The following is a 25,078-nucleotide window of genomic DNA, read 5'->3' on the forward strand; positions in this document are numbered from 1 at the left end:
AGTTGGACGTTTCTTTGCATGTTCGTCGCCTCGGTTGCTGAATGTAGGGGGTATTTATATTGTTCAACAATCAACTTCTGTTTATTAAGCGTTTATCGTGCCAAGTTCTGGCAATGATAGATTTTTGATGGGTTTTGAAGCGCGCGAGCACGGTTTTTTGTTCTTGCGCACCCTCAATCAGTGCGATTCGTTACCGAGGGCTACGTTGTGGAGCGTAGGGGGATGGGACTTTTCGCGGCATTAAGATCCGAGTTATTGATAAAGTGCCGATTCGAAACCCTGAGTGAACAGCAATGACGTCGATGTCCCAACGCCGCTCAACCTTGATTGCCTTGCTGGTCGCCGTCACCTTCTTCATGGAGAACCTGGATGCCACGGTGATCGCTACCGCGCTGCCGGACATCGCCCACACGTTCGGGGTGGGCGCAGTGGACGTGAACATCGGCATGAGCGCCTACATGCTTGCCGTTGCGGTGTTCATTCCCATCAGCGGCTGGCTGGCCGACCGCTTTGGGTCGCGGCTGGTATTCGGTTCGGCGATCGTGCTGTTCAGCGTGTCGTCATTGATGTGCGGGTGGAGTGACAGCCTGCAAACCTTCGTTGCCGCGCGCGTGTTGCAGGGCATCAGCGGGGCGATGATGGTGCCGGTAGGGCGCCTGGCAGTGCTGCGGGCTACTGAGAAAAAAGACTTGGTGCGGGCGATTTCATTTATCACCTGGCCCGGCCTGGTTGCGCCGATACTCGGGCCTCCGGTGGGCGGATTCATCGTTACCCACGCGTCCTGGCCGTGGATTTTCTACCTCAACCTGCCGCTGGGCCTACTGGCGTTGATCGCCACGCTGGTGTTGATCCCGAAACGTGACGAGGTCGCTTCCCGCACATTTGATTTCAGTGGTTTCCTGCTGGTGGGCGTCGCCAGTGCGGCCCTGTTGTACGGCGTCGAACTGCTCGGGCAAAGCCGTGGCAGCTTGTTGCAGGGCCTGTTACTCAGCGGCGCCGGCGTGATTCTGGGGGCCTTTGCCTGGCGACATATGCGCCGGCATGCGCAACCGTTACTGGCGCTGGGTGTGGTGAGCGTGCGCACCTTCAGTGTGTGCCTGTGTGGCGGGTCGATTTTTCGGGTGGCCATCAGCACCTTGCCGTTCCTGCTGCCGTTGATGTTTCAACTGGCGTTCGGCCTTTCTGCCTTCGACGCGGGGTTGCTGGTGCTCGCGGTATTTGCGGGCAACCTGGCGATGAAGCCCTTCACCACGTGGGTGATGCAGCGCTGGGGCTTTCGTCCGGTGTTGATGATCAACGGCATCCTTGGCGTGCTGGCAATTGCAGCCTGTGCGTTGCTGGACGAGCGCATGAGTTGGGCGATGATCTTGTTTATTCTGTTTGTAGGTGGCCTGTCACGCTCCATGCAGTTCACGTTGTTCAATACCCTTGGGTTTGCCGATATACCCAAAACGCAGATGAGCGACGCTTCGACCTTGTTCAGTATGTTTTTCCAACTGAGCATGGCCATGGGCGTTGCCATTGGTGCGCTCTTGTTACGTTTTGCCATGAATTTTCACGGCAACACCGGGCAGGCCGTGACCGCCGATTTCCAGCTGACGTTTTTGTTGGTGGCGGTGATTGCGGGCTTGGCGTTGCTGGATAACCTGCGGCTGCCGCCCCAGGCGGGTGAGTCGGTTCTGCAACGAAAGTGAGCCCACGATACCTTCGGGGTATGACGCGACACCTATTGAATATTGGACGGCGCGTGTCCCCGGCATCACTGTGCGTTGAAGTAGAAAAACAGGGGCCAATAATAATAAAAGAGGCGCAACCATGACCGTGCTATTGAGTGAGCGCAGCCAGATTTTCGATCGTGCAGATGCCTATGCGGTGTCCGATTACGTGAACCAACACGTAGGCAGCCACTGTATCCGCCTGCCGCCCAAGGGCCGCCCGCAGGCGAGCATCAGCCACCGCACCTTTTCCAGCCTGGACCTGTGCCGCATCAGCTACGGCGCGCCCGTGCGGGTCACCTCGGTAGCACTGCAAACCATTTACCACCTGCAAATCCTGCTGCACGGCCACTGCCACTCGAACTCCCGTGGCGAGGAGCAGGTATTCGGGCCGGGGGAAATCCTGCTGATCAACCCGGATGACCCGGTGGACCTGACCTATTCCGCCGACTGCGAAAAATTCATCATCAAAGTGCCCGTGCGCCTACTGGAAAACGCCTGCCTGGAGCAGCACTGGACATTGCCCCAGGATGGCATCCGTTTCGCGGGGGCGCGCCATGTGTTGACTGAAATGGGCGGCTTCCTGCCATTGCTCGGGCTCATCTGCCACGAGGCCGAAAATGCCGCAGAGCCCGAATTGCAGGGCCTGTATGAGCGGGTTGTGGCCAATAAGCTGCTGGCGCTGCTGGGCAGCAACGTGTTGCGTGTCATCCCGCAACCCCATCAACGCGGTGGTTTTGAAGCGGTGCGCGAGTTTATCGAGGAACATCTGACCGAGGACATCGGCATTGAACAGCTGATGGCCATCGCCCAGGTCAGCGAGCGTTCGCTGTACACCTTGTTTGAGCGCCAGGTCGGCATTTCGCCGCGTGACTACATACGCCAACGCAAGCTGGAGCGGGTGCATACCGTGTTGCAGTTGGGCACTGCGCGCAGCGTCACCGAAGTGGCACTGGATCACGGCTTTGTGCACCTGGGACGTTTCTCCGAGGCCTATCGCAAACGCTTTGGCGAGCTGCCTTCGCAGACGTGGAAGCGCCGGCTTGCGCCAGGCGGATAGCGAATTGCAGTCAGCGGATATTGAGGCGTAGGGCAAGCACATAAGGTGGGGGGGCCTGATACAAGAACAACCGAGGGCCTACCCCATGATCAGCACATTCGACCGACTCGCCTTGCAACTGCGCGAATCCGTCCAGGAAGATCCCGCCACCGGGGTGTTCCGCTGCCGCCGCGACATCTTCACCGACCCCGACCTGTTTGCCCTGGAGATGAAGCACATTTTCGAAGGCGGTTGGGTCTACCTGGCACACGAAAGCCAGGTGCCAGAGATCAACGACTACTTCACCACCTGGATTGGCCGCCAGCCGGTCGTCATCACTCGTGACAAACACGGCACGCTGCACGGCCTGGTCAACGCCTGTGCCCACCGTGGCGCCATGCTCTGTCGCCGTAAACAAGGCAACAAAGGCTCGTTTACCTGCCCGTTCCACGGCTGGACCTTCAGCAACGCCGGCAAGCTGCTCAAAGTGAAGGACGCCAAGACCGGCGCTTATCCCGACAGCTTCGACTGTGACGGCTCCCACGACCTCAAACGCCTTGGCCGCTTCGAAAACTATCGCGGCTTTCTGTTCGGCAGCCTCAGCGAGACGGTGCCGGAACTGAGTGATTATTTGGGTGAAACCCAGGTGATCATCGACCAGATGGTCGACCAGGCGCCGCTGGGCCTGGAAGTGCTGCGGGGCAGTTCTTCGTATGTCTATGACGGCAACTGGAAACTGCAGATCGAGAACGGCGCCGACGGTTATCACGTCAGCTCCGTGCACTGGAACTACTCGGCGACCATGGGCCGGCGCAACTACGAAGCGGAAGGCACACGCACCGTCGACGCCAATGGCTGGTCGAAAAGCCTGGGCGGTGTCTACGCCTTCGAGCACGGCCATATCCTGCTGTGGACGCGCCTGCTCAACCCCGAAGTGCGCCCGGTGCATGCTCACCGCGAGGCGCTGGCCGAGCGCCTGGGCCAGGAACGTGCCGACTTTATCGTCGATCAAACCCGCAACCTGTGCCTCTACCCGAATGTTTACCTGATGGACCAGTTCTCCACGCAAATCCGCGTGGTGCGGCCGATCGCAGTCGACAAGACTGAAGTCACGATTTACTGCATGGCGCCCAAGGGCGAAAGTGCCCAGGAACGCACCACGCGCATTCGCCAGTACGAAGACTTCTTCAACGTCAGCGGCATGGGTACGCCGGACGACCTGGAGGAGTTTCGCGCCTGCCAGACCGGCTACCAGGGCGCTACCACCTTGTGGAATGACCTCAGCCGCGGCGCCAAACAGTGGGTCGAAGGCGCCGACGAAAACGCCCAGGCCATGGGCATGAACCCGCAGCTCAGCGGCGTCAAAACCGAGGACGAAGGCTTGTTCGTCCGCCAGCATGCCCATTGGGCCCAGAGCCTGCAACGCGCCATCGAGCGGGAGCAGCAAGGCCTGATCGCCACGGACAAGGAGGTGCTGTCATGAGTGCTTCCCGTGACCGCCTGCTGGACTTTCTGTACCGCGAAGCCCGCCTGCTGGATGACCGCCAGTGGGACGAGTGGCTCGAATGCTACTCACCCAAGGTCGAGTACTGGATGCCAGCCTGGGACGACCACGACGCCCTGACCGAAGACCCTCAGAGCGAAATCTCGCTGATCTATTACCCCAGCCGCGACGGCCTGGAAGACCGCGTGTTCCGCATCAAGACCGAGCGCTCCAGCGCCAGCACCCCGGAGCCGCGCACCGCGCACCTGATCACCAACCTTGAAGTGCTGGCCGACGACGGTCAACACGTGGAACTGCGTTTCAACTGGCAAACCCTCAGCCATCGCTACAAGACCACGGATACCTATTTCGGCACCTCGTTCTACCGCCTGGACATCCGCGCCGAACAGCCGCTGATCACGCGCAAGAAGGTGGTGCTGAAAAACGACTACATCCACCAGGTCATCGATATCTACCACATCTGAGGACACGCCCATGACGTACTCCATAGCCCTGAACTTCGAGGACGGGGTAACCCGTTTCATCGACTGCAAGGTGGGTGAAAAGGTCCTCGACGCGGCCTTTCGCCAACGTATCAACCTGCCCATGGACTGCTCGGACGGTGTGTGCGGCACCTGCAAATGCCGCTGTGAAACCGGCGCCTATGACTTGGGCGACGATTACATCGAAGACGCCCTGAGCGAGGATGAAGCCTTTGAGCGCCAGGTGCTGACCTGCCAGATGGTGCCGCAGTCCGACTGCGTGATTGCCGTGCCGGTGCCGTCCAGTACCTGCAAGACCGGCACCGCACAGTTTGCCGCGACGGTGGCGAGCATCACCCGGCATGCCGATGCCGCCTTGGAAGTCAGCTTCGAACTGGATCAGGCTCCGGTATTTCTGCCAGGCCAGTACGTGAATATCGGCGTGCCCGACAGTGGGCAGACCCGCTCGTATTCGTTCAGCAGCCGCCCCGGCGACAAGCGCGCCAGCTTCCTGATCAAGCACGTGCCGGGCGGCCTGATGAGTGGCTGGCTGGAGCGCGCCCAGCCGGGCGACGCCGTACCGATGACCGGGCCGCTGGGGAGTTTTTACCTGCGTGAAGTGGCGCGGCCCTTGTTGTTACTGGCGGGTGGTACCGGGTTGGCGCCGTTTCTGTCGATGCTTGAAGTGCTGGCCGAACGTGAGGAAAACCGGCCGGTCACGTTGATCTACGGCGTGACGCGGGACCAGGACCTGGTGATGGTCGAGGTGCTGCAAGCTTTCGCCAAACGCCTGCCCAACTTCAATTTTGTCACTTGTGTGGCCGACCCACAGACCGCGCACCCGCAGCAAGGCTATGTCACCCAGCACATGGCCGCAGACGTGCTGAACCACGGCGATGTGGATGTGTACCTGTGCGGGCCGCCACCGATGGTCGACGCGGTACGCCAGCACTTCAAGAGCCAGGGTGTCACCCCCGCGAGCTTCCACTACGAGAAGTTCACACCCAACGCCATCGTTACCGGCGACGCCGCCTGAGGAGCTTCCCATGAATCCACGTTTCAATACCAAGGTTGCGCTGGTGACCGGCGCCGCCCAGGGCATTGGCCGCCGAGTTGCCGAGCGTTTGCTGGAAGAGGGCGCCTGGCTGGTCGCGGTCGACCGCTCGGAACTCGTGCATGAACTAGAGCATGAGCGGGCACTGATCCTCACCGCCGACCTGGAGCAGCATGCCGAATGCGCCCGAGTCATGGCCGCTGCCAAGGCGCGTTTCGGACGTATCGACATTCTGGTCAACAACGTTGGCGGCACCATCTGGGCCAAGCCGTTCGAGCACTACGCCGAAAATGAAATCGAGGCCGAGATACGCCGCTCGCTATTCCCGACGCTGTGGTGCTGCCATTGCGTGTTGCCCTACATGCTGGAGCAGGGCAGTGGCGCCATCGTCAATGTCTCGTCCATCGCCACGCGCGGGGTCAATCGCGTGCCGTATGGCGCGGCCAAGGGCGGCGTCAACGCCCTGACCGCGTGCCTGGCCCTGGAGACCGCCGGCAGCGGCATTCGGGTCAACGCCACCGCACCGGGCGGCACCGAAGCGCCGCCGCGCCGTATCCCGCGCAACAGCCAGCCCCAAAGCGACCAGGAGCGCGTCTGGTACCAACAGATCGTCGACCAAACCCTCGACAGCAGCCCGATGAAGCGTTACGGCAGCATCGACGAACAAGCCGGCGCCATTCTGTTTCTTGCCTCCGATGAGGCCTCTTACATCACGGGCGTCACCTTGCCGGTAGGAGGCGGCGACCTCGGCTGACCCACCGCAGTACCTGCAGACACTGACTCACAACAACAATAAAGAGAGCATTGCCATGCGTACCCATGACGTCAATTCGATTATCGATAACGCCCGTTTTAACCGTTTCCACTGGTTGGTTGTCAGCCTGTGTGCCTTGCTGTTGGTCTTTGACGGGTATGACTTGTTCATCTACGGCGTGGTCTTGCCGTCGATCATGCAGGAATGGGGGCTGACACCCTTACAGGCCGGCGCGCTGGGCAGTTACGCCCTGTTTGGCATGATGTTCGGGGCGCTGATCTTCGGCAGCCTGGCGGACAAGTTCGGTCGGCGCAAAGGCATCGCCATCTGCTTTGCGTTGTTCAGCGTCGCCACCGTGATTAATGGCTTTGCCAGCAACCCGACTGAATTTGGTATCTGCCGATTTATTGCCGGGCTGGGCTGTGGCGGGCTGATGCCCAACGCGGCCGCGCTGATTACGGAATATGCGCCGAAGAAAATGCGCAGCATCCTGATGGCGGTGATGTTTGGTGGTTACTCGCTGGGCGGCATGCTCTCGGCCGGCGTGGGGATTTTCATGCTGCCGCGTTTTGGCTGGCCGTCCATGTTCTTCGCGGCGGCTATCCCGCTGTTGCTGATGCCGTTGATTGTGTATTGGCTGCCCGAATCCATTGGGTTTCTTATCCGTCAGGGCCGAAAAGAACAGGCCCGTCAGTTGCTCCAGCGCCTGTCGCCGGAGACCCCGATCAACCCGGAAGACGAACTGCACATCAGCGTCGGAAAAGGCAAAGGCGCCTCGGTGTTGGAGTTGTTTCGTCATGGCCTGGCCTTGAGGACGGCGGCAATCTGGGTCGCGTTTTTCTGTTGCCTGTTGATGGTCTACGCCCTGAGTTCCTGGCTGCCCAAGCTGATGGCCGGTGCCGGTTACAGCCTGGGATCGAGTCTGTCCTTCCTGTTGGCGCTGAATTTTGGCGGCATTGCCGGAGCGCTTGTCGGCGGTTGGCTGTGTGATCGGCTTAACCTGGTGAAGGTGGTGATCGGGTTCTTCATCGCCGCGCTGGTGTCCATCAGCCTGCTGGGGATCAAGAGCCCGATGCCGGTCCTGTACCTGCTGATCTTTTTTGCGGGCGCTACCACCATCGGCACGCAGATCCTGCTGTACGCCGGTGCCGCGCAACTCTATGGCTTGAACATTCGAGCCACCGGCCTGGGCTGGGCTTCCGGCATTGGCCGCACCGGCGCCATCGTCGGTCCGCTGCTGGGGGGTGCACTGATGGGAATTGAACTGCCCCTGCACCTGAACTTCATGGCCTTTGCCATTCCCGGGGCTGTCGCGGTGCTGGCGATGACCGTGTATGCGCTGAATGAGCGTCGAGGCCGGCCAGAGGTGATCGCTGCCGCGGCGCAATAACTGTCGATAACAATAACCAAGAGCAACGACATGAAAACACAACGTATCTGGCTGTCCTTGTTGGGCATGCCCCTTGCGGCGACCGCGGCTGAGGGCGGTTTTTTCGCAGACTCCACGGCTACCTTGCAGGCCCGCAATTACTACTTCAGCCGCGACTTCTCGGACATCGTCGGGGCCAACAAGCAGTCGAAGGCAGAGGAGTGGGGCCAGGGGTTTATCCTCACCTACAAATCCGGCTATACGCCTGGGCCCGTCGGTTTTGGTTTGGACGCACTGGGCACCCTGGGCCTCAAGCTCGACAGCAGCCCGGACCGCACCAATACCGGCTTGCTGCCGGTCAAGGGCGATGGCAGCGCCCCGGATGATTACAGCCGTTTGGGCCTGACCTTCAAGGCCAGGTTCTCCAAGACCGAACTGAAGGTAGGCGAGTTGCAACCCAACCTGCCGGTGCTGGCGTTCAGCGATATTCGCTTGCTGCCGCCGAGCTATCAGGGTGTGAGTGTCAGCTCCGGCGAAATCGCGGGGCTGACGGTACAGGCCGGGCACTTGACCACCACCAGCCTGCGCAACGAAGCCGGCGACGAGAAGATGATCGCCATGCTCGGCCACGTGCCGCAGCGCGGCGCAGAAAGTGATGCGTTCAACTACGTCGGCGGCGACTACGCCTTCAACACCAACCGCACCAGCGTCAGCTACTGGCATGGCCAACTTAAAGACATCTACCGCCAGGACTTTGTCGGCCTCAAGCATAGCCAGCCGATGGGCGACTGGGTGCTCGGCGCCAACCTGGGTTACTACGACGCGCGGGAAGACGGCGACAAATTGCTCGGCAAGATCGACAACCAGGCGTTTTTCTCGCTGCTGTCGGCCAAGCATGGCGGCCATATCTTCTACGTCGGTTACCAAGCCATGTACGGCGACAACGCGTTCCCACGGGTCTTCGCCAACATCTCGCCGCTGGGCAACGAGGTGCCCACCTACGAGTTCGCCTACACCGACGAACGCTCCTGGCAAGCACGGTACGACTACGACTTCGTGGCGCTGGGCATTCCGGGGCTGACCACCACCGTGCGCTACATCACCGGTAATAACGTGACCATTGGCGCAGGCTACGAAGGCCGTGACCGCGAGCGTGACCTGGATATCGGCTACGTGGTGCAAAGTGGCACGTTGAGCGGCCTGGGCATTCGTGTGCGCAACGTCATGGCCCGTTCAAACTACCGCAGTGATATCGACGAGAACCGGCTGATCCTCAGTTACACCTGGAAGCTGCTTTAAACGCCGCCCTGGCACGTACCCATGACCTGGTAGTTGACGGTATGGCTGGCGCCCTGGCTGTCGAGGTAAACCATTGTCGCCGGTTCCACCTGGCAACTGCCGGGCACGGGTGTGATTGAAACGATGCGCTGGATATCCGGCGCGGGGCTGCGGTCATTGCTGCCGGCCGCCAGGGCGCCGGTCGCAGTGAAGAGCAGGATCAGGCTGAGGCATTTGATGTTCATGATGAGTCCCTCTGTGAGTAGGGTTCATTTTAGTGATTGCCCCGCCGGGATAAAGACAGGAACAGGTGAATGACTCGTACGTATCAGGTAGCAATCAAGGGGCAGCGCTGATGGATGTGCTCAATGGCATGCAGGTGTTCGCCCGGGTTGTCGACACGGGCAGCTTTGCCGCTGCGGCCGAGGCACTGGAAGTGTCCGGGGCGCAGGTGTCGCGGTTGGTTTCCGACCTGGAAAAACACCTGGAGACCCGATTGTTGCAGCGCACCACCCGGCGCCTGAGCCTTACCGATTCCGGCGAGCGGTTCCTGTTGCGCTGTCGCGACATCCTTGAGGACGTGAGGGAAGCCACGGCGGAGGCCAGTGGCGCGCACCTCAACCCGCGTGGGCGTTTGCGGGTGCATTGCATGAGTGGCCTGGGGGTGCTGATCACGCCGCTGATTGCCCGTTACAGCGAGCAATTCCCGGACGTGTCCATGGAATTGACCCTGTCACAGCACAACCCCGATCCGCTCGAAGAAGGCCACGACGTGGTGATTTCCATCGCCCATTCCTTGCCGGATTCGGCGCTGGTGAGTCAGACGGTGGGGCAGCTGTTCAGTGTGCCTTGTGCGGCGCCCGGGTATTTGGCCAGGTACGGTGTGCCCGAGCATCCGCAGCAGTTGATGCAGCATCGACGTTTGCATCTTCAGGACTTCCAGGAGGATGCCTGGCTGTTCAAGGGCGAGGAGGGTGAGGTTGCGATTGCGTCAGGTGATACCTTCAGGACCAACGTAGCCGATGCGATGGTCAAGGCAACGCAGGAGGGGATGGGCATCAGCCTGTTGCCGTTTTTCAGCGCAGCCGCGGCGTTGCGCGAAGGTTCGCTGGTTAGGCTGTTGCCAGGTTATCGGTTGCGAGAGCGCAGCATCTTTGCGGTGTATCCATCGAGGCGGTTTCTGGATGCCAAGGTGCGTACGTGGGTGGCGTTTTTGCAGGCGCAATTGCCGGTGTTGTTGGCTGAACATGTTGCAGAAGTGGAAACGCCTGGGTACTGGGCATGCGGCTGAAAAAACAATTTTATCCTCTACTATCTAAGCCGCTATATTTGGCCGCTTCCCAAGGTCGGTTGCATCACTCATGGAATATTATGAAGTTCTCGCTTGGCTGTTGGAGAAAGGCTATACCTTTGACTTACAAAACATTGTCGGAAACTCGGCTTTAGTCAAATTCAAAGGGATTGTTCATGAGTGACGATGCAAGCAATCAAGGCTCGACATGGCCAATGCCGAAGTTCCGGTTCGAAGTGGATTTCGGGACTCAATTGACAGGCATTGCCTTCCAGGAAGTGTCCGGCATGGAAAAGGACGTGCAGGTCATTGAATACCGGAACAGCACCAGCGCGCCGCTTTCAACCATCAAGATGCCGGGCATCGCCAAGTACAGTAACGTGACCATGAAGCGTGGCGTATTCACTAACGACAACGCGTTCTGGCAGTGGATGGACGAAATAAAGATGAACACCATTGCGCGCCGCACGGTGTTGGTCAAGTTGCTGGACGAGGCCGGCAACGTGACGATGCAGTGGCAGTTGAATAATGCCTGGCCGACCAAGATCACCGGTGCTGACCTCAAGTCTGATGGTAATGAGGTGGCGGTGGATACGCTCGAAATTGCCCATGAGCAGATGATTGTTATCGGTGGCGGCTAACGCGTTGCAGTACTGCGGATGTAGCGCGCCGGCGACGAGCCCAGGGTCTTGCGAAACATACTGATGAACGAACTGACCGACTCGTACCCGAGCGCCTCGGCGGTTCGTTGCACCGACTCGCCCTCCGCCAGGCTCTGCAAGGCCACGATGATTTGCCATTGCTTGCGCCATTGGCCAAATGTGAGCCCTGTTTCACTCTTGACCAGGCGCGCCAGGGACCGCTCGCTCATGGCCACCTGACTTGCCCACTGGGCCATGGTGCACCGATTTGACGGGTCCTGGGCCAAGCCACGCGCGATGAAACGCAGCTGCGTTGTGGCGGGAAGCGGCAGGTACAACTGTTCCGAGGGGGCCAGTTCCAGCTGTTCAAGGAGCACGCTCGCCAAACGTGCATTGGCAGACGCAGGCGGGTAGTTCTGAGCCTGTGCGCTCAGATGCAGGATCAACTCCAGCACCAGTGGCGACAGCACCAGCGTGCAGCATTTCTGCGGTAAAGCGGCTACGCCGGGCTCTACAAACAGATACCCGATCTTGCCGTTGGCGGTCACCCGGTTGCTGTGGGCAATACCGCCTGGAATCCAAACGCCGAAGCCCGATGGCACCATCCATACGCCATCCTCTACGGTGCACACGATGCCCCCGTGATAAGCCACCACCAGTTGGCCTTTGCGGTGCGAGTGCACGGGGAATTCGGTGTCGTTTCGCTGGCTCCCCAGCATCAGCGCGACGGCGGGCTGGTCGAAGCTATCCAGTTCGAATTGATCAACCGCGTAGAGATTCGTCTCGTCCATGCTGGGCCACCCGCGATTGTCCGAATTTGATTATATCTTGGCAGCATACTCAATATCGGCATCATCTGGCATTTCCTACCATCGTATCAAGGCCATCAAGGTGATTGCCGACTGCGAGATTCAACCCATGCTGAGCGAAATCACGATTGCCCACCTCTACATGCCTCCCTTTTTGCTCTACCTGGGTGTTTCAGCCCTGGTGTACGGGCTGCTGGAGCGTGTCATGCGGCGCTGGCTTGATTGGACCTGGCACCCGAGCATGGCGCGCTTCTTTGTGTCGCTGATTGTTCTCTCGGTTTTGGTCCTGAAGTGTTGAGGGCGGCGCAATGACCATCAATCACATCCTCAAGACCCTCGTGACCCTAGCGCTCGGCCTGACTGCACTGCTGTTCTGTACGCAGTTGTGGCGCGCCTATGAGCTGGCGCCCTGGACGCGAGACGGGCGTGTCAGTGCGCAAGTTATCCGTATTGCCCCCGAGGTAAATGGGCAGGTTGAGCAACTGCTCGTGGGCGACAACCAGTGGGTCGCCAAGGGCGCTTTGCTGTATCAGATCGACCGGAGCACCTATCTGCTTGCCCAGCAACAGCGAACGGCGGAGCTTGCCGAGGCGCGCAGTGTCTTCGAACAGCGCAGCGCACAGCTCAAACGCCGCAACCAACTAGGCGATGCCATTGCGCGGGAGGAGACCGACAACGCGGCCCGGGACCTGGCGGTGGCCAGGGCGCGGCTGGATGCGGCCCTGAGCCAGTTGGCCCATGCACGGCTCGATCTGGACCGCACGACGATTCGTTCACCGGTCGACGGGTATGTGACCCAGTTGCGGCTTCAGCCGGGTGACTACGCGGCGGCGGGCGAGACCAATATCTTTGTGGTCGATAGCCATAGCTTCTGGGTCACCGGTTACTTCGAAGAGACCAAGCTGGCCGGCGTTCGGGTTGGGGCTACGGCGTCAATCAAGCTCATGGGTTTTTCACCGCTGCTCGAAGGGCATGTCGCGAGTATTGGTAGAGGCATTGCCGACGGCAACGAGCTGCGCAGTAACAGTGGTTTGCCTCAAGTGGCGCCAACCTTCAGCTGGATACGCCTGGCCCAGCGTGTGCCCGTACGGATTGAGCTCGACAAGGTGCCGCAGGGGGTGGAGCTGGCGGCGGGGATGACCGCCAGCATCGAGGTCGCCGAGGCGGGGGCCGAGCCGCATTGGAGGCTGACGCAGTGGCTCCAGGAGTTCATGTGATGGCCCGCGCATTGCGAATGCTGGTCGCACTGCCCGGATCATGGACACCGGGTACAGCGGGCTACGTGCTGCGCAGTCTCGCGGCGGCCTCATTGGCCCTGTGGCTGGGGTTCCAACTACACCTGGATGCACCGTTCTCGGCGGCTTCGACCGTGTTGTTGCTGATCCATCCGCTACAGGGCGCGGTGGTCGGCAAGGGATACAATCGGGTGCTGGGAACAATGCTGGGGCTGGCCGTCGCATTGGTCCTGACCGGGCTGTTCGCCCAGAAAATGCTGCTGTTCATCCTCGGCGTAGGGGTGTGGCTCGGCCTCTGTGTCGGCGCCATGACCGTGCTTCGGCACTACCACGCCACGGCGGCAGTCGTCGCCGGCTACACCGTTTGCCTTGCCCTCGGCCCCGCCATCGTCGCCCCGCAGCAAAGTTTTGATCATATTGTCGGGCGGGGTACGGCGGTTGTACTTGGGGTGTTGAGCCTGAGCCTTGTGGCCACGTTGTTCAGTTACAAGACCGTCGAGCACACACTGAACACGGCGCTTCGGGACATCGGCTCCCGCACCCTGCGGTTGCTGGCTACGCGGTTTAACGGGGAACACAGCACGGAGCCGGCTATTGCGCCGGACCGGCTCGCCATCGATATCAGCAAGGTGGACGAGCTTCTCGGGATTGGCCGAGGTGAGTCATTGCTGATCCGCGCAAGGATTGCGACCCTGCAGGCGGGGCTTGCGTATTTGCACGCGGTGGTGCTGGACGAGTGCGTGACCGATCGGTGTGTTTTGCCTGCGCTCGCTCCAATCGGTACGGAGCTGCAACAGTTGGCCGAATCAATCCCTGGCTTTTGCGTGGCGGCCGATCGTGTCCGGGAGATGCAACGCAGCCTCGCGCAAAATCCTGATTGCACTGCAAGCCAACAGCGCTTGAATGAACAACTGGCAGACCTGGCCAGTGGCTTGCTGAGCTTTGCCTGCCTTGAGCGCGCCCCCCGAACGCCGGCCCGCGCCGTGAGTTTTCACCGACACTACGGCGATGCACTGCGTAACGGCCTGCGAGCCCTTCTAGCAACGCTGGCAACCGGTGCCGTCTGGTACCTGACAGCCTGGGATCAGGGGCCAACGTTGCTGGCGGTATTAGGGCCGTGCTGCACCTTAGTAGCCACTAGCGCGGTACCTGCTCAAGGCCTTGCCCGCTTTTTCAAGGGAACCCTCTACGGAATAGTGGCGGCAGCGGCGTGCAAGTTTCTGCTGTTACCCCACATCAGCGGGTTCGCGCTGCTTACGGTCGCGCTGATTGCGTTTTGGACCGTCGGGATTCATGCCACGACCCGACCGCGGCATGCCTTTCAAGGCATCGCCTACCTGATTGCCTTTAACACGCTCGTCAGTACGGGCGGGACGGCCCAATACGACTTCAGCGACCTCGCCAATCAGGCGCTCGCCTGGCTGGCGGCGCTTGCCATCTGCCTGTTGGCCTTCCAGTTGCTGCCGGGGAAATCCGGCAGCCACCTCCACGTGCTGAGGACAGCGCTGCACAAGGACACACAACGGTTACTTCGTCATGGGCACCGTATGGACCTCCTCAAGTGGCAGGCAAAGCAACAGCACCGATTGGTTGCCTTGCAGGCTCTGTTGGGCGCCGATAACCAGCAGGCTGGCCAGGCAGGCTCGGTGTCCCTTCAATTGAGTCGACAGTTGATTTGGCTGCAACGCAAAACCCGTGACCTGCAACCTGACTCATCGATCGCCAAGTGCGTGCAAAGGGGCGATCGGCGTATTTCCAGGTATGCCTCCCATTCAGCGATCAGCGCGGCCCAGGCCCGTCGAACGTCGAGGTCATTAACCCGGCTTGGCGCTCATGACCTGGCGGCGTGTTACCAGGATTTGGCGGGGCTGCTCCAGAAGTATGCAGGCGCCGATATCCCCACACGTTTTAGTTAAAACAACGAAGGAACTATGAAATGAAGCAACTCCTTATTTGGACGCTTTGCGGCATGATCTTGTCTGTTTCATTAGCGGTACAGGCATCGGATGGGGCTGAAGCGTTAGAGCGTTGGCATCAGCAATTCAAACAAGAGCAAAAAAAGTTTATTGAACGCCCGGTGCGTGACCGTGGTTTTGGCCTCACCGGCGCGAAGCGAAAACTTCCTTGAGCACCGGTACCGCCGACATCGCCTTCGGCCAGCCCACGTAGAACGCCAGATGCGTCACCACTTCGCCGGCCTGGGCTTGGCTCAGGCCGTTGTCCATGGCGCGGTTGAGGTGGAACGGGAGCTGCGCCGCCTGGCCTTGGGCAATCAGCGCGGCGACAGTGACCAGGCTGCGGTCACGGGCACTGAGATTGCTTTGCCGCCAGAGGTCGCCGAACAACACGTCATTGGTGTAGCGGGCCAGGTCCGGTGCTACGCCACCAACCCCGGCCTCGACGGCGGCTCGGCGTTTGACTTCACTGTCGGGATCAAGTGTCAGAGGAGCGCCCGCGGGTGGCGAAATCTGATCAGCTGGAATATTTCTCTCGCTGAATATCTGTTTGGCGACACCCGCCGCAGACATCGCGTTTGGCCAGCCGGAGTAGAACGCCAAATGGGTAATCAATGCGCTTATCTCACTGGGCTTGAGGCCATTGTCGAGCCCCAGTTTGATGTGCCCGGCAAGTTGCGGGATCTGGCCGCTGGCGATCAGAGCAGACAAGGTGATCAGGCTGCGATCTCGCGGTATCAGCTCTGCACGTTTCCACACTTCGCCGAACAGCAGTTCGGTGGTGTAGGTGTAGAGCTGCGGGGTGGCTTCCAGCACGTCGGGGGACGGCTTCGGATCAGGGCGCGGCTGGCTTTGATCGGCGTCCACGGCGGCGGCGAAGAGGAGGGTGGCAAAGGTAGTAGCGGTGAACAGTTTCATCGAGCACTCCATGTGGTCACAGGTTTCGTTGGTCTGGCCCATGGTAGGCAACTGGCATCCATTGATTAAGAGGCATAACCTGCATGGCGTCATGAGCCAAGCTCATCAATCACTGTATGAATGAGGTGCATCAATGGCGCGCGAAGGTTATGGCGACTTGTTGGCATTTGTGGCGGTCGCGCGGGAGCGCAGCTTTACCCGTGCCGCCGCTCAGCTCGGTGTTTCGCAGTCGGCTCTGAGTCATACCATCCGCGCGCTGGAAGCCCGACTTGGCGTGCGCTTACTGACGCGGACCACTCGAAGCGTGGCGCCTACCGAGGCGGGAGAGCAGCTGTTCAACAAGCTGGCGCCGCGCTTCGAAGAGATCGAAGCCGACCTTGCCGAGGTGGTCGAGCTACGTGACTCGCCTCGCGGCACCGTGCGCATATCAGCCACCGATTACGCTGCAAACGCGGTGCTGTGGCCGCGCCTGGCGCCGTTCATGCCGCGCTATCCAGACATCAAGGTTGAAATCACCACCGACTATGGCCTGACCGATATCGTTGCCGAGCGGTATGACATTGGCGTGCGCCTGGGGAACCAGGTTGCCCAGGACATGATTGCGGTTCGAATCGGCCCCGACCTGCGCATGGCGATGGTCGCCTCACCTGCGTATCTGCAAGCGCACCCGGCGCCGCAGGGGCCGGACGATCTGGCCGCGCACAACTGCATCAACCTGAGGCTCCCCACCCATGGCGGTTGCTACCCATGGGAACTCGCCAACGGTAAGCGTGAGCTACAGGTTCGAGTGCAGGGCCAACTGACCTTCAATGGCACCTACCCGATGCTCGCGGCTGCGCTGGATGGATGCGGCGTGGCTTATCTACCTGAAGACCTGGTTAAAGAGCACGTTGCAGCCGGCCGCCTTTGTTGGGTGCTGGAGGCGTGGTTTCCAACCTTTGCGGGCCTGCACATCTATTACCCCAGCCGGCGGCAGTCATCGCGGGCACTTGCGCTGGTAGTGGATGCGCTGCGCTACAAGGCGTAAATCATTCATGAATCAGCCTCATGGCCGTATCCTTTTTTTGCACCTTAATCACCAATCCGAATGGGGCTAGGATCAATTCATCTTTTCAACGCCTTTGAGGGTTAATGATGAATTACCGTTACCTGGGCCGCAGCGCCCTGAAAGTATCGCCGTTGTGCCTGGGCGCCATGATGTTCGGTGGCGAGACCGATGAGGCGACCAGTCAGCGCATCATCGACAAGGCGGGTGCCGCCGGCATCAACTTTATCGACACCGCTGATGCTTATCACGCCGGGCGTTCCGAAGAGGTGGTCGGCCGCTCCATTGCCGCCCAACGGGATAACTGGGTCGTAGCAACCAAGTTCGGTTACCCGTCGTCTGCCGATGCGGGGCCGAATCAACAGGGGCAGTCGCGCAAATGGATCATGCAGAATGTCGAGGCCAGCCTGAAACGCCTGGGCAGCGACTATATCGACGTCCTGTATTTTCACCGCACCTTGAGTGACGCGCCAATGGAAGAGGGCCTGCGCGCAATCGACGACCTGATTCGCCAGGGCAAGATTCGCTATTACGGGGTTTCCAATTTCCACGGCTGGAAAATCGCCGAGATGGTTCGCATCGCTGATTCGTTGGGCATCCAGCGGCCGACCGTCAGCCAACCGTTGTACAACATCGTCAATCGTATCGCCGAGGTCGAGCAACTGCCCGTTGCAGGCAATTACGGCATTGGGGTTGTCCCCTACAGCCCGCTCGCGCGTGGCGTGCTCAGCGGTAAATACCCTGTGGATGCGCCGCCACCGGCTGATACAAGGGCAGGGCGTGGTGACAAGCGTATCCAGCAGACAGAATGGCGCCCCGAGTCTTTGAAGATCGCGCAGGCCATCGCCCGGCATGCGAGCGATCGGGGCACTACTTCAGTTGCCTTTGCCATTGCTTGGGTACTGAAAAATCGACTGGTCAGCGCGGCGATCGCAGGCCCTCGTACCGAGGCGCATTGGGACAGCTATATGGATGCCCTGGGGTTGGAACTGGGGCCGGATGACGAAAAACGGGTCGACAGCCTGGTGGTGCCGGGCCATGCATCGACCCATGGTTTTACTGACCCGGGCTACCCGGTTGAAGGGCGCAAAGTGGGCTGAACCGGCACAAGGCAAGCGCTGCCGGCCCTGTTTCGTTTTTAGTGAGGCTTCGACGACTGCTTTAGAACTGCCTAGGCCAGAAACAATTTGTCACATGCAAGCCTATTTTCCGACGTCTGTTGAAATAGGCAATAAATTCCCTTGATCAGGCAATCGCCTCTACCGGCTAACTCCACATACTCCATTCAATCGTGAGGCCGCGCTCAACGGGCCTGCACCTCAACCCACGGTGCCGGCCCGTAAAGGCATGCCGATCACGCTGGGAAACTCATCGGAGGAAGGCCGGGCCGGTTCGCATTTCATGAAAAACCTTGATCTCCAAGTTATCCAGCAAGCCACGACGTGGCTCGAACAAGATCGCTGCGTTTGGCTGTGCACGGTGCTTGCAACGTTTGGTTCGGCACCGCGAGGGCCCGGGTCTCTATTGGCAGCCCTGTCGACAGGCGAGTTCTGCGGTTCACTCTCGGGAGGCTGTGTAGAGGAAGACTTCCTTGAACGGTTGGGGCGCCATGAGTTCGTCGAGCACAACCATGTCGTGCGTTACGGTGAGGGCGGGCTTGCACCGTCACTGGAGCTGCCGTGTGGCGGCGTACTCGACGTACTGGTCGAAAAGTTCGAGCCCGATTGCGCAGCGAAAGCGCACTTCGCAGTACTGTTGGGCGCGCTGCAAGGACGCCAGCGCGTGGTGCGGCATATCACGCTTGGAACGAATGCCCGACATAATCAGAGCGATGCGGGTGTCGCTGCGCCGGTCGTCGTTGAAGCCGATCAGGTGCGGATTCGTATGGGTGCCGCCCAACGATTGTTGATCGCCGGCCTGTCCCCGGTGGCCGAGTTCTGCGCCGGTTTCGCGGTTGCCTTGGGCTATGAGGTGATCGTATGCGACCCGCGCGCCGAGTTGACCGCCGCCTTCAGCATGGCTGGGGTGGAAGTACTCAAGGTGTTTCCGGCCACGTTCATTGCCCAAGGCGGATGCCATGACGGCACGGCGATTGTGGCGTTGACCCACGACCCGCGAATGGACGACCTGACGTTGCTGGAGGCCGTGAGGACCCGCGCGTTTTACATCGGCGCCATGGGCTCCAGACGGACCAGCGAAAAGCGTCTTGAGCGGGTCAAGCGCATTGGCGCGCTGGCGCCGCAGATGCTCGAACGCATTCATGCCCCGATTGGACTTAACTTAGGGAGCAAGACCCCAGCCGAGATTGCCCTCGCAGTCATGGCGGATATTGTTCGCTTAAGCAACGGAGTCGTTCGTGACCAACTCTAGACCTGTGCTGATCAAGGAATCAAATGTTCAACCTGTGCTCATGAAAGAACCGATGGCTTGCGCCGTCAGCCGCCTTGCGGGCGCGGTTGACCTGGTATTGGGCAGCGATGACGACAGGATTGGAGCATTGCCTGGCCTGAACCTGTACCGGCGCCCCGACATCACGGCACCCATGCACTGTATTTACGGCCTGGGCATTGGCGTCACCTTGCAAGGTTGCAAGCGGGTATTGGTCGGCAGTGAAGTGCTGACCTACGGGCCCGGCCAGTCCATGGTCACCAGCGTTGATCTGCCGGTCATTTCACAGGTCAGCCAGGCGAGTGCGGCCCAACCGTTCCTGGGGATTATGTTGGCGCTGGACAACGCCACCGTGATGCAAGTAGCTGACCGCATGAAGCTGTCCCATCGCATGCGGGAGGATGAATTTCGAGCGGTGACCGTACAATCCCTGGACCCCGGTGTGCTGGATACCGTGCGGCGCCTGGTGGACCTGCTTGGTGAGCCGCAATTGCTTGAAACCCTGGCCCCGCTGATCAAGGAAGAACTGATTGCGCGACTGTTGAGCGGTGCCCACGGCCCACAGTTGCTGCATGTGATCGCAGCCGGGTCGCCCAGCCAGCACATTGCCAGGACCGTTGCCTGGCTGAAACTAAACTATCGCCAGGCACTGCGCATGGATGACCTGGCTGCCCACGCCCATATGAGCCCGTCGACGTTTCGCCAGCATTTTCGCGCCTTGACGGGCATGAGTCCGTTGCAGTACCAGAAGCAACTGCGGCTGCAAACTGCACGGCAGTTGATGCTCAGCCAGGGCGTGGATGCAAGCAGTGCCGGTGGCATGGTGGGGTATGAAAGCTCGTCGCAGTTCAGTCGTGAATACAGCCGTCTGTTTGGCGAGCCACCGCAACGCGACATCAAGCGAATCCGCGTCTAGCAGCGTCGGATCATGGAAGGGGCCGTCGCCGGGTTGGTGTTCCCGGTACCGTCCGTAGAACCGCGCCGCTGCAACAACTCAATCTGATCTGCCGGAACCAGCGTGCGCAAGGTTTTGTAAAGCACGCGGGTTTCCAGCAGGTTCCACACCCGCAGCATGGTTTCCAGCGCATCCAGGGGCTTGCTGATGAAGTCCCTGGCGCCGAGCGCCAGGGCGCGCAGGCGGGTGTCGCGGGTGGCATCGGCGGTCAGCACGAGGATCGGCAGGTATTCGCCATTGGGGATGCGCCGGTTAAGTTGTTCCAGCACGGCAAAGCCGTCGAGCTCGGGCATGTGCAGGTCAAGAATCACCAAGTCCGGTTCGAAACTGTTGAACAGCTCAAGTGTGCGCAATGGCTCAGTGCTGCTCAGCACGTTGCTCAGCCCTTCGCGCGCCAGCAATTGCTCCACCAAATCGAGATTCGGGCGTTGGTCGTCGATGATCAGAATGCGCAGGTCGAGGTTCACGCGAGCTCCGGAAAGTACTGGTCGAGGTGGGCAAGAAACGCGGGGACGTTAATCGGCTTATTCAATAGGGCCGTCGCGCCCGCGTCATGCAGGGCCTGGCGGGTGAGTTCGCTGGTATCGGCGGTGATCATCAGCACCGGTGTGTGCCGGGTGATCGCAGACCGGCGCAAGCGCTTCAGCACGGTGAGGCCGTCGATGTCCGGCAGTGACACGTCCAGTAAAATCAACCGGGGCGCATGCTGTGCGGCCAGGTCCAGGCCCAGTTGGCCTTGCATGCTGGACAGCAGCTTTATTCCCGGCCTGCGGTGCAACAAGGTTTCGATCAGCGCCAGGCTGGAGAGGTTGTCTTCGATATACAACACCTTGCCCTGGATCGCTGGGGCAGGGCGCACCGGCGTGGTATCGATCACGGCAGCGGCCAGGTCGCTGGGCGTCTGTACGCGCACGAAGGGCAGTTCCAGGGTGAAGCGTGAACCGATGCCGTGTTGGCTGTGCACGCTCAGTTCGCCATTCATCTTTTCCAGCAGGCTTTTGCTCAGTGCCAGGCCCAGGCCGCTACCTTCGACGTTCGGGTCGGCCCCCAGGCGCTCGAACGGCTTGAACAGCTGCCCGATCTGATCGGCGGCGATGCCCTTGCCGGTATCGCAGACGGACACGCCGATGCGTTGCCCCTCGACCTTGACTTCAATGCTCACCTGGCCCTGAGGCCGGTTGTACTTAATGGCATTGGACAGCAGGTTCAGCAGCACCTGGGTCAGGCGCTGTCGATCGGCAACGATGCCGATATCCGCCGCCAGCGTGGGCAGCGCCTGCAACTGGATGCCCGCGTCGGCGGCCATGGGTGAGACCAGCGCCAGGGCTTCTTGCAGCGCACCCGCCAACGGGATCGGTTCGATGCTCAACGGCAAGCGTCCCGCCTCGATCTTGGCAATGTCCAACACTTCGTTGATCAGCGTCAGCAGGTGTTGGCCAGCGCGCAGGATGTGACCGACTTGCGCTTTTTGCCCCACCGCCGAATCCAGGTCCAGCAGTTGCGCAAAGCCCAGGATCGAGTTGAGCGGGGTGCGCAGTTCGTGGCTCATGCGTGAGAGAAACTCGCTCTTGGCCCGGCTGGCACGTTCGGCTTCCTCGCGGGCGGTGCCCAGCGCAATCTCCGCCGCGCGGCGGTCGGTGATGTCGCGTGTGATCTTCGAAAAACCACGCAAAGCGCCGGTACTGTCGTACTGCGCGGTAATCACCACGCTGGCCCAGAAGCGCGTGCCGTCCTGGCGCAGGCGCCAGCCTTCTTCCATGTAATGCCCGTTGCGAGTGGCTTCATCCAGCGCCATGGCCGGGTGTTGCGGGCATTCCTGCGGCAGGTAGAACACCGAAAAATGCTGGCCGATGATTTCCTGTTCGGTGTAGCCCTTGATCCGTTCTGCGCCGGCGTTCCAGCTGGTGACATGGCCCGCAATATCGAGGGCAAAGATCCCGTAGTCCTTGACCCCATCGATGATCAGCCGCAAGCGCTCTTCATTCTCGCGCAAGGCGCGCTCGCGCTCGGCCAGCAGCAAACCGGCCTCCACCAACCGCGTGCCCAGTTGGCCGATTTCGTCATTTTCCGGCGGCTGCGGCCGCAGCGGTTGCCCGAGGGCCAGGCGTTGCGCGTTGCCTTGCACTTGCTGCACCCGGGCAACAATGCCCTTGGACAGAAACAGCACCGCTACGATTGCGCCAAACAGCCCGCAGATGGCCGCCAGCCAGGTGGACAGCAGCAGCCGCTGGCGCGTCTCGGCCGCGGCCTTCGTGCGCTCTGCGAGCAACGAGTCTTCAAGGGTGAGCATGGTGCCGATGTGCTGACGCAAGGCATCCAGGATGTGTTTGTTGCTGACCAGAATGCTGGTAATCGACTCAGAGCTTGTCGTCGGGTCGTTGAGCATGTCCTCCAGCCCATCGATTTTGCTGTTGATCAGCGGCGTGATCGACGCGAGCTGTTCGCGCACCCGTTGATCGCGAACATTACGGTCGAGGCGGCGCAGGGCTGACTCAATCTGCGGCTTGGCGTTGAGGTACCCCGGCAGGAAATCGTCACGGCGGGTCAGCAGGTAGCCGCGCACGCTGGCGGCGGCTTCGGCCAGCAGCGTGTGCACGGCGCGGATATCGCCTTGCACGCGCAGCACTCGGCGCACGTCCTCTTCCGCGCGGGCGGTCTGCCGTTCGGTGATGTAGATCAGTACCAGGGACAACAACAGCACCACCAGTGGCAGTGAAATCACCACCAGCGCCTTGCCGCGCAGGGGCAGGTCGGCCCATCGCCTGGCGTAGAACACCCTCATGCCTGGGTCACCAGGCCCAGCGCGATACCTCGCACCGCGGCCTGGGTGCGATCGGCTGCACCGAGCTTGCCGATCACCCGTTCGACGTGGGCTTTAGCGGTGCCGGTGGTAATCCCCAGGTGTTCACCGATTTCCCGGTTGCTCATCCCGTTCGCGACCAGCCCGAGCACCTGACGCTCCCGTGGAGTCAGGTTTTCCGTTGCCGCCGCGCCATTGGCGTTGCGCTCGGTCATGCGCCGCAGCAGGCGAGCGCTCACCGCACTGTTGAGCGCTTCTTCACCGGCGGCGACCCTTTGCAAGGCGTCGATCACCTCGTTACGGCTGGCGTCTTTGAGCAGGTAGCCCACCGCCCCGGCATTCATCGCGGCTTCCAGATGGTCGGGGCTGTCATCCATGGTGAAAATCACCACTTTGACGGCCGGCAGGCGCTGTTGCAGCAGGCGGGCGGCGCCCAGGCCATTGAGCACCGGCATACGAATATCGAGAATGACGATGTCGGGCAGCAACTGTTCGCACAGCGCCACCGCTTGCTGGCCATCACGCGCCTGGCCGACCACTTCGAATTGCGGGTGACCCGCCAGCAACGCGACAAACCCGGTGCGCGTGACTTCATGATCGTCGGCCAGCACCAGACGCAAGAGTTGGCTCATTGAGGTATTCCATTCAGGTGCGCCGGCACGCGGGCGTGCAGTTGGGTGCCGCACTCGACCTCGCTGGCACAGGTGAAGTGGCCGCCCAGCAGGCTGGCGCGCTCGTGCATGGTGGCGAGGCCCAGGTGCTGGGTAGCCTGGGTGTCGAGTTGCTGGTCGAGCGCAAAGCCTTTGCCGTTGTCGTTCACCCGCAGCGAAGCCTGGCCGTCGTGCAGTGCCAGGGCCAGTTCCACGTGGCTGGCCTGCGCGTGCTTGAGAATATTGTTGATGGCTTCCTGGCCGATTCTGAACAAGGCGATTTCTACCTGACTGGGCAAGCGCCCCTCGTAGACGGCGGTCCACTGCACGCTGACGGCGGCTTCTCGCAGGCGGTCAGCCTCTTTGTCGAGCGCCTTGAACAAGCCGAAATCATCCAGCACCGTCGGGCGCAGGCCGGCGATCAATTGCCGGCCTTCACCCACCGAGTGTTGGGCCAGGGTCAGAATCGCCTGCAGGTCGGCGTTCAACGTGCCTGGCAGCGCGGGGCAACGGCCGGCGAACCCTTGCAAGCGCTGATGCAAGCCGGCGAGGGTTTGCGCCAGGCCGTCGTGCAGGTCGTAAGCCACGCGTTTGCGCTCGTCTTCCTGGGCGCGCAGCAACCGGTCGACCAGCTCGGACAACGTCCTGTCGCGGGTTTTGAGGGTGGTCAGCAGTCGGTCGTTTTCCAGATGCGCGGCCAGCAGCGTGGCGAGCAATTGCAGGGATTCACTGTCTTCATGGTCTGGCGCGCGCAGGCTGACACTGTTGCCCAGTACCAGTACGCCAAAGGCATCGCCGTCGCCGCCGCGCAGCGGCACTTGCAACACACTGGGCAGGGCGCTTCCCGGCAGCTCCAGCCAGCATGGTGTGCGTAAGCGGCGATCGGCGACGGCGGTGAGGCTGCTCAGTCGATCCTGGCTGCCATGGCGTGCTGTGATAGTGGCGCATCCCTCGGCATCCCACTCCTGAATCAGCCCGTGATCCATCGCAAGGAACGCGCATGCCCGCACCAACACGCGTTCGCGCATGGCGTCAGGCGCCAGCTGCGGCAACGCCTGCCCGGTGTCCACCAACAATCGCAAACGCGCGGTGCGACTTTCGGATTGTCGATAATGCGCGCGGATAGCCAGGGCACTGCCGGGATCGTGTGGAGTGTTTTGCATGCTTGGGCTCCGGTGTCACAGGCTCGCGGGCGCGAGGCAGACTATTAAACCTTG

At 60.9% G+C, this 25,078-nt stretch carries 25 protein-coding genes; 18 read left to right on the forward strand and 7 right to left on the reverse strand.

Going from position 1 to position 25,078, the window contains the following annotated elements:
- Window positions 1-293: 293 nt before the first annotated feature.
- From CEC48_RS22500 to CEC48_RS22535, 8 genes are all read left to right on the forward strand, one after another.
- Window positions 294-1,694: an MFS transporter gene (locus CEC48_RS22500; RefSeq protein WP_088425752.1), complete on the forward strand. Its 1,401-nt coding sequence runs from the start codon at window positions 294-296 to the stop codon at window positions 1,692-1,694.
- A 121-nt stretch (window positions 1,695-1,815) separates the two neighbouring features.
- A complete protein-coding gene (locus CEC48_RS22505) occupies window positions 1,816-2,775 on the forward strand; it encodes an AraC family transcriptional regulator (protein ID WP_088425753.1) in 960 nt (319 codons plus the stop codon).
- A gap of 85 nt (window positions 2,776-2,860) precedes the next feature.
- On the forward strand, window positions 2,861-4,237 hold the full coding sequence (locus CEC48_RS22510; protein WP_088425754.1) for a Rieske 2Fe-2S domain-containing protein: 1,377 nt from the start codon (window positions 2,861-2,863) through the stop codon (window positions 4,235-4,237).
- The gene (gene benB, locus CEC48_RS22515) at window positions 4,234-4,722 is read left to right on the forward strand and encodes a benzoate 1,2-dioxygenase small subunit (RefSeq protein ID WP_088425755.1); all 489 of its coding nucleotides are present in this window, start codon (window positions 4,234-4,236) and stop codon (window positions 4,720-4,722) included. Before CEC48_RS22510 ends, benB begins: the two co-directional genes overlap by 4 nt.
- Window positions 4,723-4,732: 10 nt before the next feature.
- Window positions 4,733-5,755 carry a benzoate 1,2-dioxygenase electron transfer component BenC gene (benC, locus tag CEC48_RS22520; protein ID WP_088425756.1) on the forward strand — a complete coding sequence of 341 codons (1,023 nt, stop codon included), beginning with the start codon at window positions 4,733-4,735 and terminating at the stop codon, window positions 5,753-5,755.
- Between the two features lie 10 nt (window positions 5,756-5,765).
- Window positions 5,766-6,527 (forward strand): 1,6-dihydroxycyclohexa-2,4-diene-1-carboxylate dehydrogenase, encoded by a 762-nt coding sequence (locus CEC48_RS22525; protein WP_088425757.1) that lies wholly within the window; start codon window positions 5,766-5,768, stop codon window positions 6,525-6,527.
- Between the two features lie 55 nt (window positions 6,528-6,582).
- A complete protein-coding gene (locus CEC48_RS22530; protein WP_088425758.1) occupies window positions 6,583-7,917 on the forward strand; it encodes an MFS transporter in 1,335 nt (444 codons plus the stop codon).
- A gap of 30 nt (window positions 7,918-7,947) precedes the next feature.
- A complete protein-coding gene (locus CEC48_RS22535) occupies window positions 7,948-9,195 on the forward strand; it encodes an OprD family porin (RefSeq protein WP_088425759.1) in 1,248 nt (415 codons plus the stop codon).
- On the opposite strand, the gene CEC48_RS22540 is transcribed toward CEC48_RS22535, so the two are convergent.
- The gene (locus CEC48_RS22540; RefSeq protein ID WP_088425760.1) at window positions 9,192-9,419 is read right to left on the reverse strand and encodes a DUF2790 domain-containing protein; all 228 of its coding nucleotides are present in this window, start codon (window positions 9,417-9,419) and stop codon (window positions 9,192-9,194) included. The two genes, CEC48_RS22535 and CEC48_RS22540, sit on opposite strands and share 4 nt — an antisense overlap.
- Window positions 9,420-9,529: 110 nt before the next feature.
- Between CEC48_RS22540 and CEC48_RS22545 the strand changes: the two genes are divergently transcribed.
- Window positions 9,530-10,465, forward strand: a complete 936-nt coding sequence (locus CEC48_RS22545) for a LysR family transcriptional regulator (protein ID WP_088425761.1) — start codon at window positions 9,530-9,532, stop codon at window positions 10,463-10,465.
- A 176-nt stretch (window positions 10,466-10,641) separates the two neighbouring features.
- The gene (locus CEC48_RS22550; protein WP_088425762.1) at window positions 10,642-11,106 is read left to right on the forward strand and encodes a phage tail protein; all 465 of its coding nucleotides are present in this window, start codon (window positions 10,642-10,644) and stop codon (window positions 11,104-11,106) included.
- On the opposite strand, the gene CEC48_RS22555 is transcribed toward CEC48_RS22550, so the two are convergent.
- Window positions 11,103-11,897: a helix-turn-helix domain-containing protein gene (locus CEC48_RS22555; RefSeq protein WP_088425763.1), complete on the reverse strand. Its 795-nt coding sequence runs from the start codon at window positions 11,895-11,897 to the stop codon at window positions 11,103-11,105. The two genes, CEC48_RS22550 and CEC48_RS22555, sit on opposite strands and share 4 nt — an antisense overlap.
- A gap of 127 nt (window positions 11,898-12,024) precedes the next feature.
- Between CEC48_RS22555 and CEC48_RS32255 the strand changes: the two genes are divergently transcribed.
- From CEC48_RS32255 to CEC48_RS22575, 4 genes are read left to right on the forward strand one after another with little or no spacing between them, the layout of a single operon-like run.
- Complete coding sequence (locus CEC48_RS32255) at window positions 12,025-12,213, forward strand: DUF1656 domain-containing protein (RefSeq protein WP_088425781.1); 189 nt, start codon at window positions 12,025-12,027, stop codon at window positions 12,211-12,213.
- A gap of 10 nt (window positions 12,214-12,223) precedes the next feature.
- Window positions 12,224-13,132: an HlyD family secretion protein gene (locus CEC48_RS22565; protein WP_088425764.1), complete on the forward strand. Its 909-nt coding sequence runs from the start codon at window positions 12,224-12,226 to the stop codon at window positions 13,130-13,132.
- The gene (locus CEC48_RS22570; protein ID WP_088425765.1) at window positions 13,132-15,066 is read left to right on the forward strand and encodes an FUSC family protein; all 1,935 of its coding nucleotides are present in this window, start codon (window positions 13,132-13,134) and stop codon (window positions 15,064-15,066) included. The genes CEC48_RS22565 and CEC48_RS22570 overlap by 1 nt, the downstream gene beginning before the upstream one ends.
- A gap of 20 nt (window positions 15,067-15,086) precedes the next feature.
- The gene (locus tag CEC48_RS22575; protein WP_088425766.1) at window positions 15,087-15,278 is read left to right on the forward strand and encodes a hypothetical protein; all 192 of its coding nucleotides are present in this window, start codon (window positions 15,087-15,089) and stop codon (window positions 15,276-15,278) included.
- On the opposite strand, the gene CEC48_RS22580 is transcribed toward CEC48_RS22575, so the two are convergent.
- Window positions 15,250-16,023: a carboxymuconolactone decarboxylase family protein gene (locus CEC48_RS22580; protein ID WP_088425782.1), complete on the reverse strand. Its 774-nt coding sequence runs from the start codon at window positions 16,021-16,023 to the stop codon at window positions 15,250-15,252. The two genes, CEC48_RS22575 and CEC48_RS22580, sit on opposite strands and share 29 nt — an antisense overlap.
- 133 nt (window positions 16,024-16,156) lie before the next feature.
- Here CEC48_RS22580 and CEC48_RS22585 point away from each other — a divergent pair, with 133 nt between their 5' ends.
- From CEC48_RS22585 to CEC48_RS22600, 4 genes are all read left to right on the forward strand, one after another.
- The gene (locus tag CEC48_RS22585; RefSeq protein ID WP_088425767.1) at window positions 16,157-17,050 is read left to right on the forward strand and encodes a LysR family transcriptional regulator; all 894 of its coding nucleotides are present in this window, start codon (window positions 16,157-16,159) and stop codon (window positions 17,048-17,050) included.
- A gap of 107 nt (window positions 17,051-17,157) precedes the next feature.
- On the forward strand, window positions 17,158-18,168 hold the full coding sequence (locus CEC48_RS22590; RefSeq protein ID WP_088425783.1) for an aldo/keto reductase: 1,011 nt from the start codon (window positions 17,158-17,160) through the stop codon (window positions 18,166-18,168).
- Between the two features lie 301 nt (window positions 18,169-18,469).
- Window positions 18,470-19,438, forward strand: a complete 969-nt coding sequence (locus CEC48_RS22595; protein WP_088425768.1) for an XdhC family protein — start codon at window positions 18,470-18,472, stop codon at window positions 19,436-19,438.
- 52 nt (window positions 19,439-19,490) lie between these two features.
- Window positions 19,491-20,372, forward strand: a complete 882-nt coding sequence (locus CEC48_RS22600) for an AraC family transcriptional regulator (RefSeq protein WP_088425784.1) — start codon at window positions 19,491-19,493, stop codon at window positions 20,370-20,372.
- Here the strand turns inward: CEC48_RS22600 and CEC48_RS22605 are convergent.
- From CEC48_RS22605 to CEC48_RS22620, 4 genes are read right to left on the reverse strand one after another with little or no spacing between them, the layout of a single operon-like run.
- Window positions 20,369-20,878, reverse strand: coding sequence for a response regulator (locus tag CEC48_RS22605; RefSeq protein WP_088425769.1), 510 nt, complete (start codon window positions 20,876-20,878; stop codon window positions 20,369-20,371). The genes CEC48_RS22600 and CEC48_RS22605 overlap by 4 nt on opposite strands.
- Entirely contained in the window at window positions 20,875-23,193 is a 2,319-nt protein-coding gene (locus tag CEC48_RS22610; protein ID WP_088425770.1) for an ATP-binding protein, read from the reverse strand. Before CEC48_RS22610 ends, CEC48_RS22605 begins: the two co-directional genes overlap by 4 nt.
- Entirely contained in the window at window positions 23,190-23,843 is a 654-nt protein-coding gene (locus tag CEC48_RS22615; RefSeq protein ID WP_088425771.1) for a response regulator transcription factor, read from the reverse strand. Before CEC48_RS22615 ends, CEC48_RS22610 begins: the two co-directional genes overlap by 4 nt.
- A complete protein-coding gene (locus CEC48_RS22620; RefSeq protein ID WP_088425772.1) occupies window positions 23,840-25,024 on the reverse strand; it encodes a sensor histidine kinase in 1,185 nt (394 codons plus the stop codon). The genes CEC48_RS22615 and CEC48_RS22620 overlap by 4 nt, the downstream gene beginning before the upstream one ends.
- Window positions 25,025-25,078: the final 54 nt, after the last annotated feature.

Origin of the sequence: Pseudomonas sp. K2I15 (assembly GCF_002204795.1) — a bacterium.
Taxonomy (GTDB): Bacteria; Pseudomonadota; Gammaproteobacteria; order Pseudomonadales; family Pseudomonadaceae; genus Aquipseudomonas.

Excerpts from the sequence above, each read along its gene's own strand:
- benB (WP_088425755.1), top strand. The coding sequence starts at position 4,234 with ATGAGTGCTTCCCGTGACCGCCTGCTGGACTTTCTGTACCGCGAAGCC.
- CEC48_RS22570 (WP_088425765.1), top strand. The coding sequence starts at position 13,132 with ATGGCCCGCGCATTGCGAATGCTGGTCGCACTGCCCGGATCATGGACA.
- CEC48_RS22505 (WP_088425753.1), top strand. The coding sequence starts at position 1,816 with ATGACCGTGCTATTGAGTGAGCGCAGCCAGATTTTCGATCGTGCAGAT.
- CEC48_RS22565 (WP_088425764.1), top strand. The coding sequence starts at position 12,224 with ATGACCATCAATCACATCCTCAAGACCCTCGTGACCCTAGCGCTCGGC.
- CEC48_RS22535 (WP_088425759.1), top strand. The coding sequence starts at position 7,948 with ATGAAAACACAACGTATCTGGCTGTCCTTGTTGGGCATGCCCCTTGCG.
- benC (WP_088425756.1), top strand. The coding sequence starts at position 4,733 with ATGACGTACTCCATAGCCCTGAACTTCGAGGACGGGGTAACCCGTTTC.
- CEC48_RS32255 (WP_088425781.1), top strand. The coding sequence starts at position 12,025 with ATGCTGAGCGAAATCACGATTGCCCACCTCTACATGCCTCCCTTTTTG.
- CEC48_RS22555 (WP_088425763.1), bottom strand. The coding sequence starts at position 11,897 with ATGGACGAGACGAATCTCTACGCGGTTGATCAATTCGAACTGGATAGC.
- CEC48_RS22600 (WP_088425784.1), top strand. The coding sequence starts at position 19,491 with ATGGCTTGCGCCGTCAGCCGCCTTGCGGGCGCGGTTGACCTGGTATTG.
- CEC48_RS22550 (WP_088425762.1), top strand. The coding sequence starts at position 10,642 with ATGAGTGACGATGCAAGCAATCAAGGCTCGACATGGCCAATGCCGAAG.
- CEC48_RS22620 (WP_088425772.1), bottom strand. The coding sequence starts at position 25,024 with ATGCAAAACACTCCACACGATCCCGGCAGTGCCCTGGCTATCCGCGCG.
- CEC48_RS22595 (WP_088425768.1), top strand. The coding sequence starts at position 18,470 with ATGAAAAACCTTGATCTCCAAGTTATCCAGCAAGCCACGACGTGGCTC.
- CEC48_RS22575 (WP_088425766.1), top strand. The coding sequence starts at position 15,087 with ATGAAGCAACTCCTTATTTGGACGCTTTGCGGCATGATCTTGTCTGTT.
- CEC48_RS22540 (WP_088425760.1), bottom strand. The coding sequence starts at position 9,419 with ATGAACATCAAATGCCTCAGCCTGATCCTGCTCTTCACTGCGACCGGC.
- CEC48_RS22585 (WP_088425767.1), top strand. The coding sequence starts at position 16,157 with ATGGCGCGCGAAGGTTATGGCGACTTGTTGGCATTTGTGGCGGTCGCG.
- CEC48_RS22525 (WP_088425757.1), top strand. The coding sequence starts at position 5,766 with ATGAATCCACGTTTCAATACCAAGGTTGCGCTGGTGACCGGCGCCGCC.
- CEC48_RS22510 (WP_088425754.1), top strand. The coding sequence starts at position 2,861 with ATGATCAGCACATTCGACCGACTCGCCTTGCAACTGCGCGAATCCGTC.
- CEC48_RS22580 (WP_088425782.1), bottom strand. The coding sequence starts at position 16,023 with ATGAAACTGTTCACCGCTACTACCTTTGCCACCCTCCTCTTCGCCGCC.
- CEC48_RS22615 (WP_088425771.1), bottom strand. The coding sequence starts at position 23,843 with ATGAGCCAACTCTTGCGTCTGGTGCTGGCCGACGATCATGAAGTCACG.
- CEC48_RS22545 (WP_088425761.1), top strand. The coding sequence starts at position 9,530 with ATGGATGTGCTCAATGGCATGCAGGTGTTCGCCCGGGTTGTCGACACG.
- CEC48_RS22500 (WP_088425752.1), top strand. The coding sequence starts at position 294 with ATGACGTCGATGTCCCAACGCCGCTCAACCTTGATTGCCTTGCTGGTC.
- CEC48_RS22590 (WP_088425783.1), top strand. The coding sequence starts at position 17,158 with ATGAATTACCGTTACCTGGGCCGCAGCGCCCTGAAAGTATCGCCGTTG.
- CEC48_RS22530 (WP_088425758.1), top strand. The coding sequence starts at position 6,583 with ATGCGTACCCATGACGTCAATTCGATTATCGATAACGCCCGTTTTAAC.
- CEC48_RS22610 (WP_088425770.1), bottom strand. The coding sequence starts at position 23,193 with ATGAGGGTGTTCTACGCCAGGCGATGGGCCGACCTGCCCCTGCGCGGC.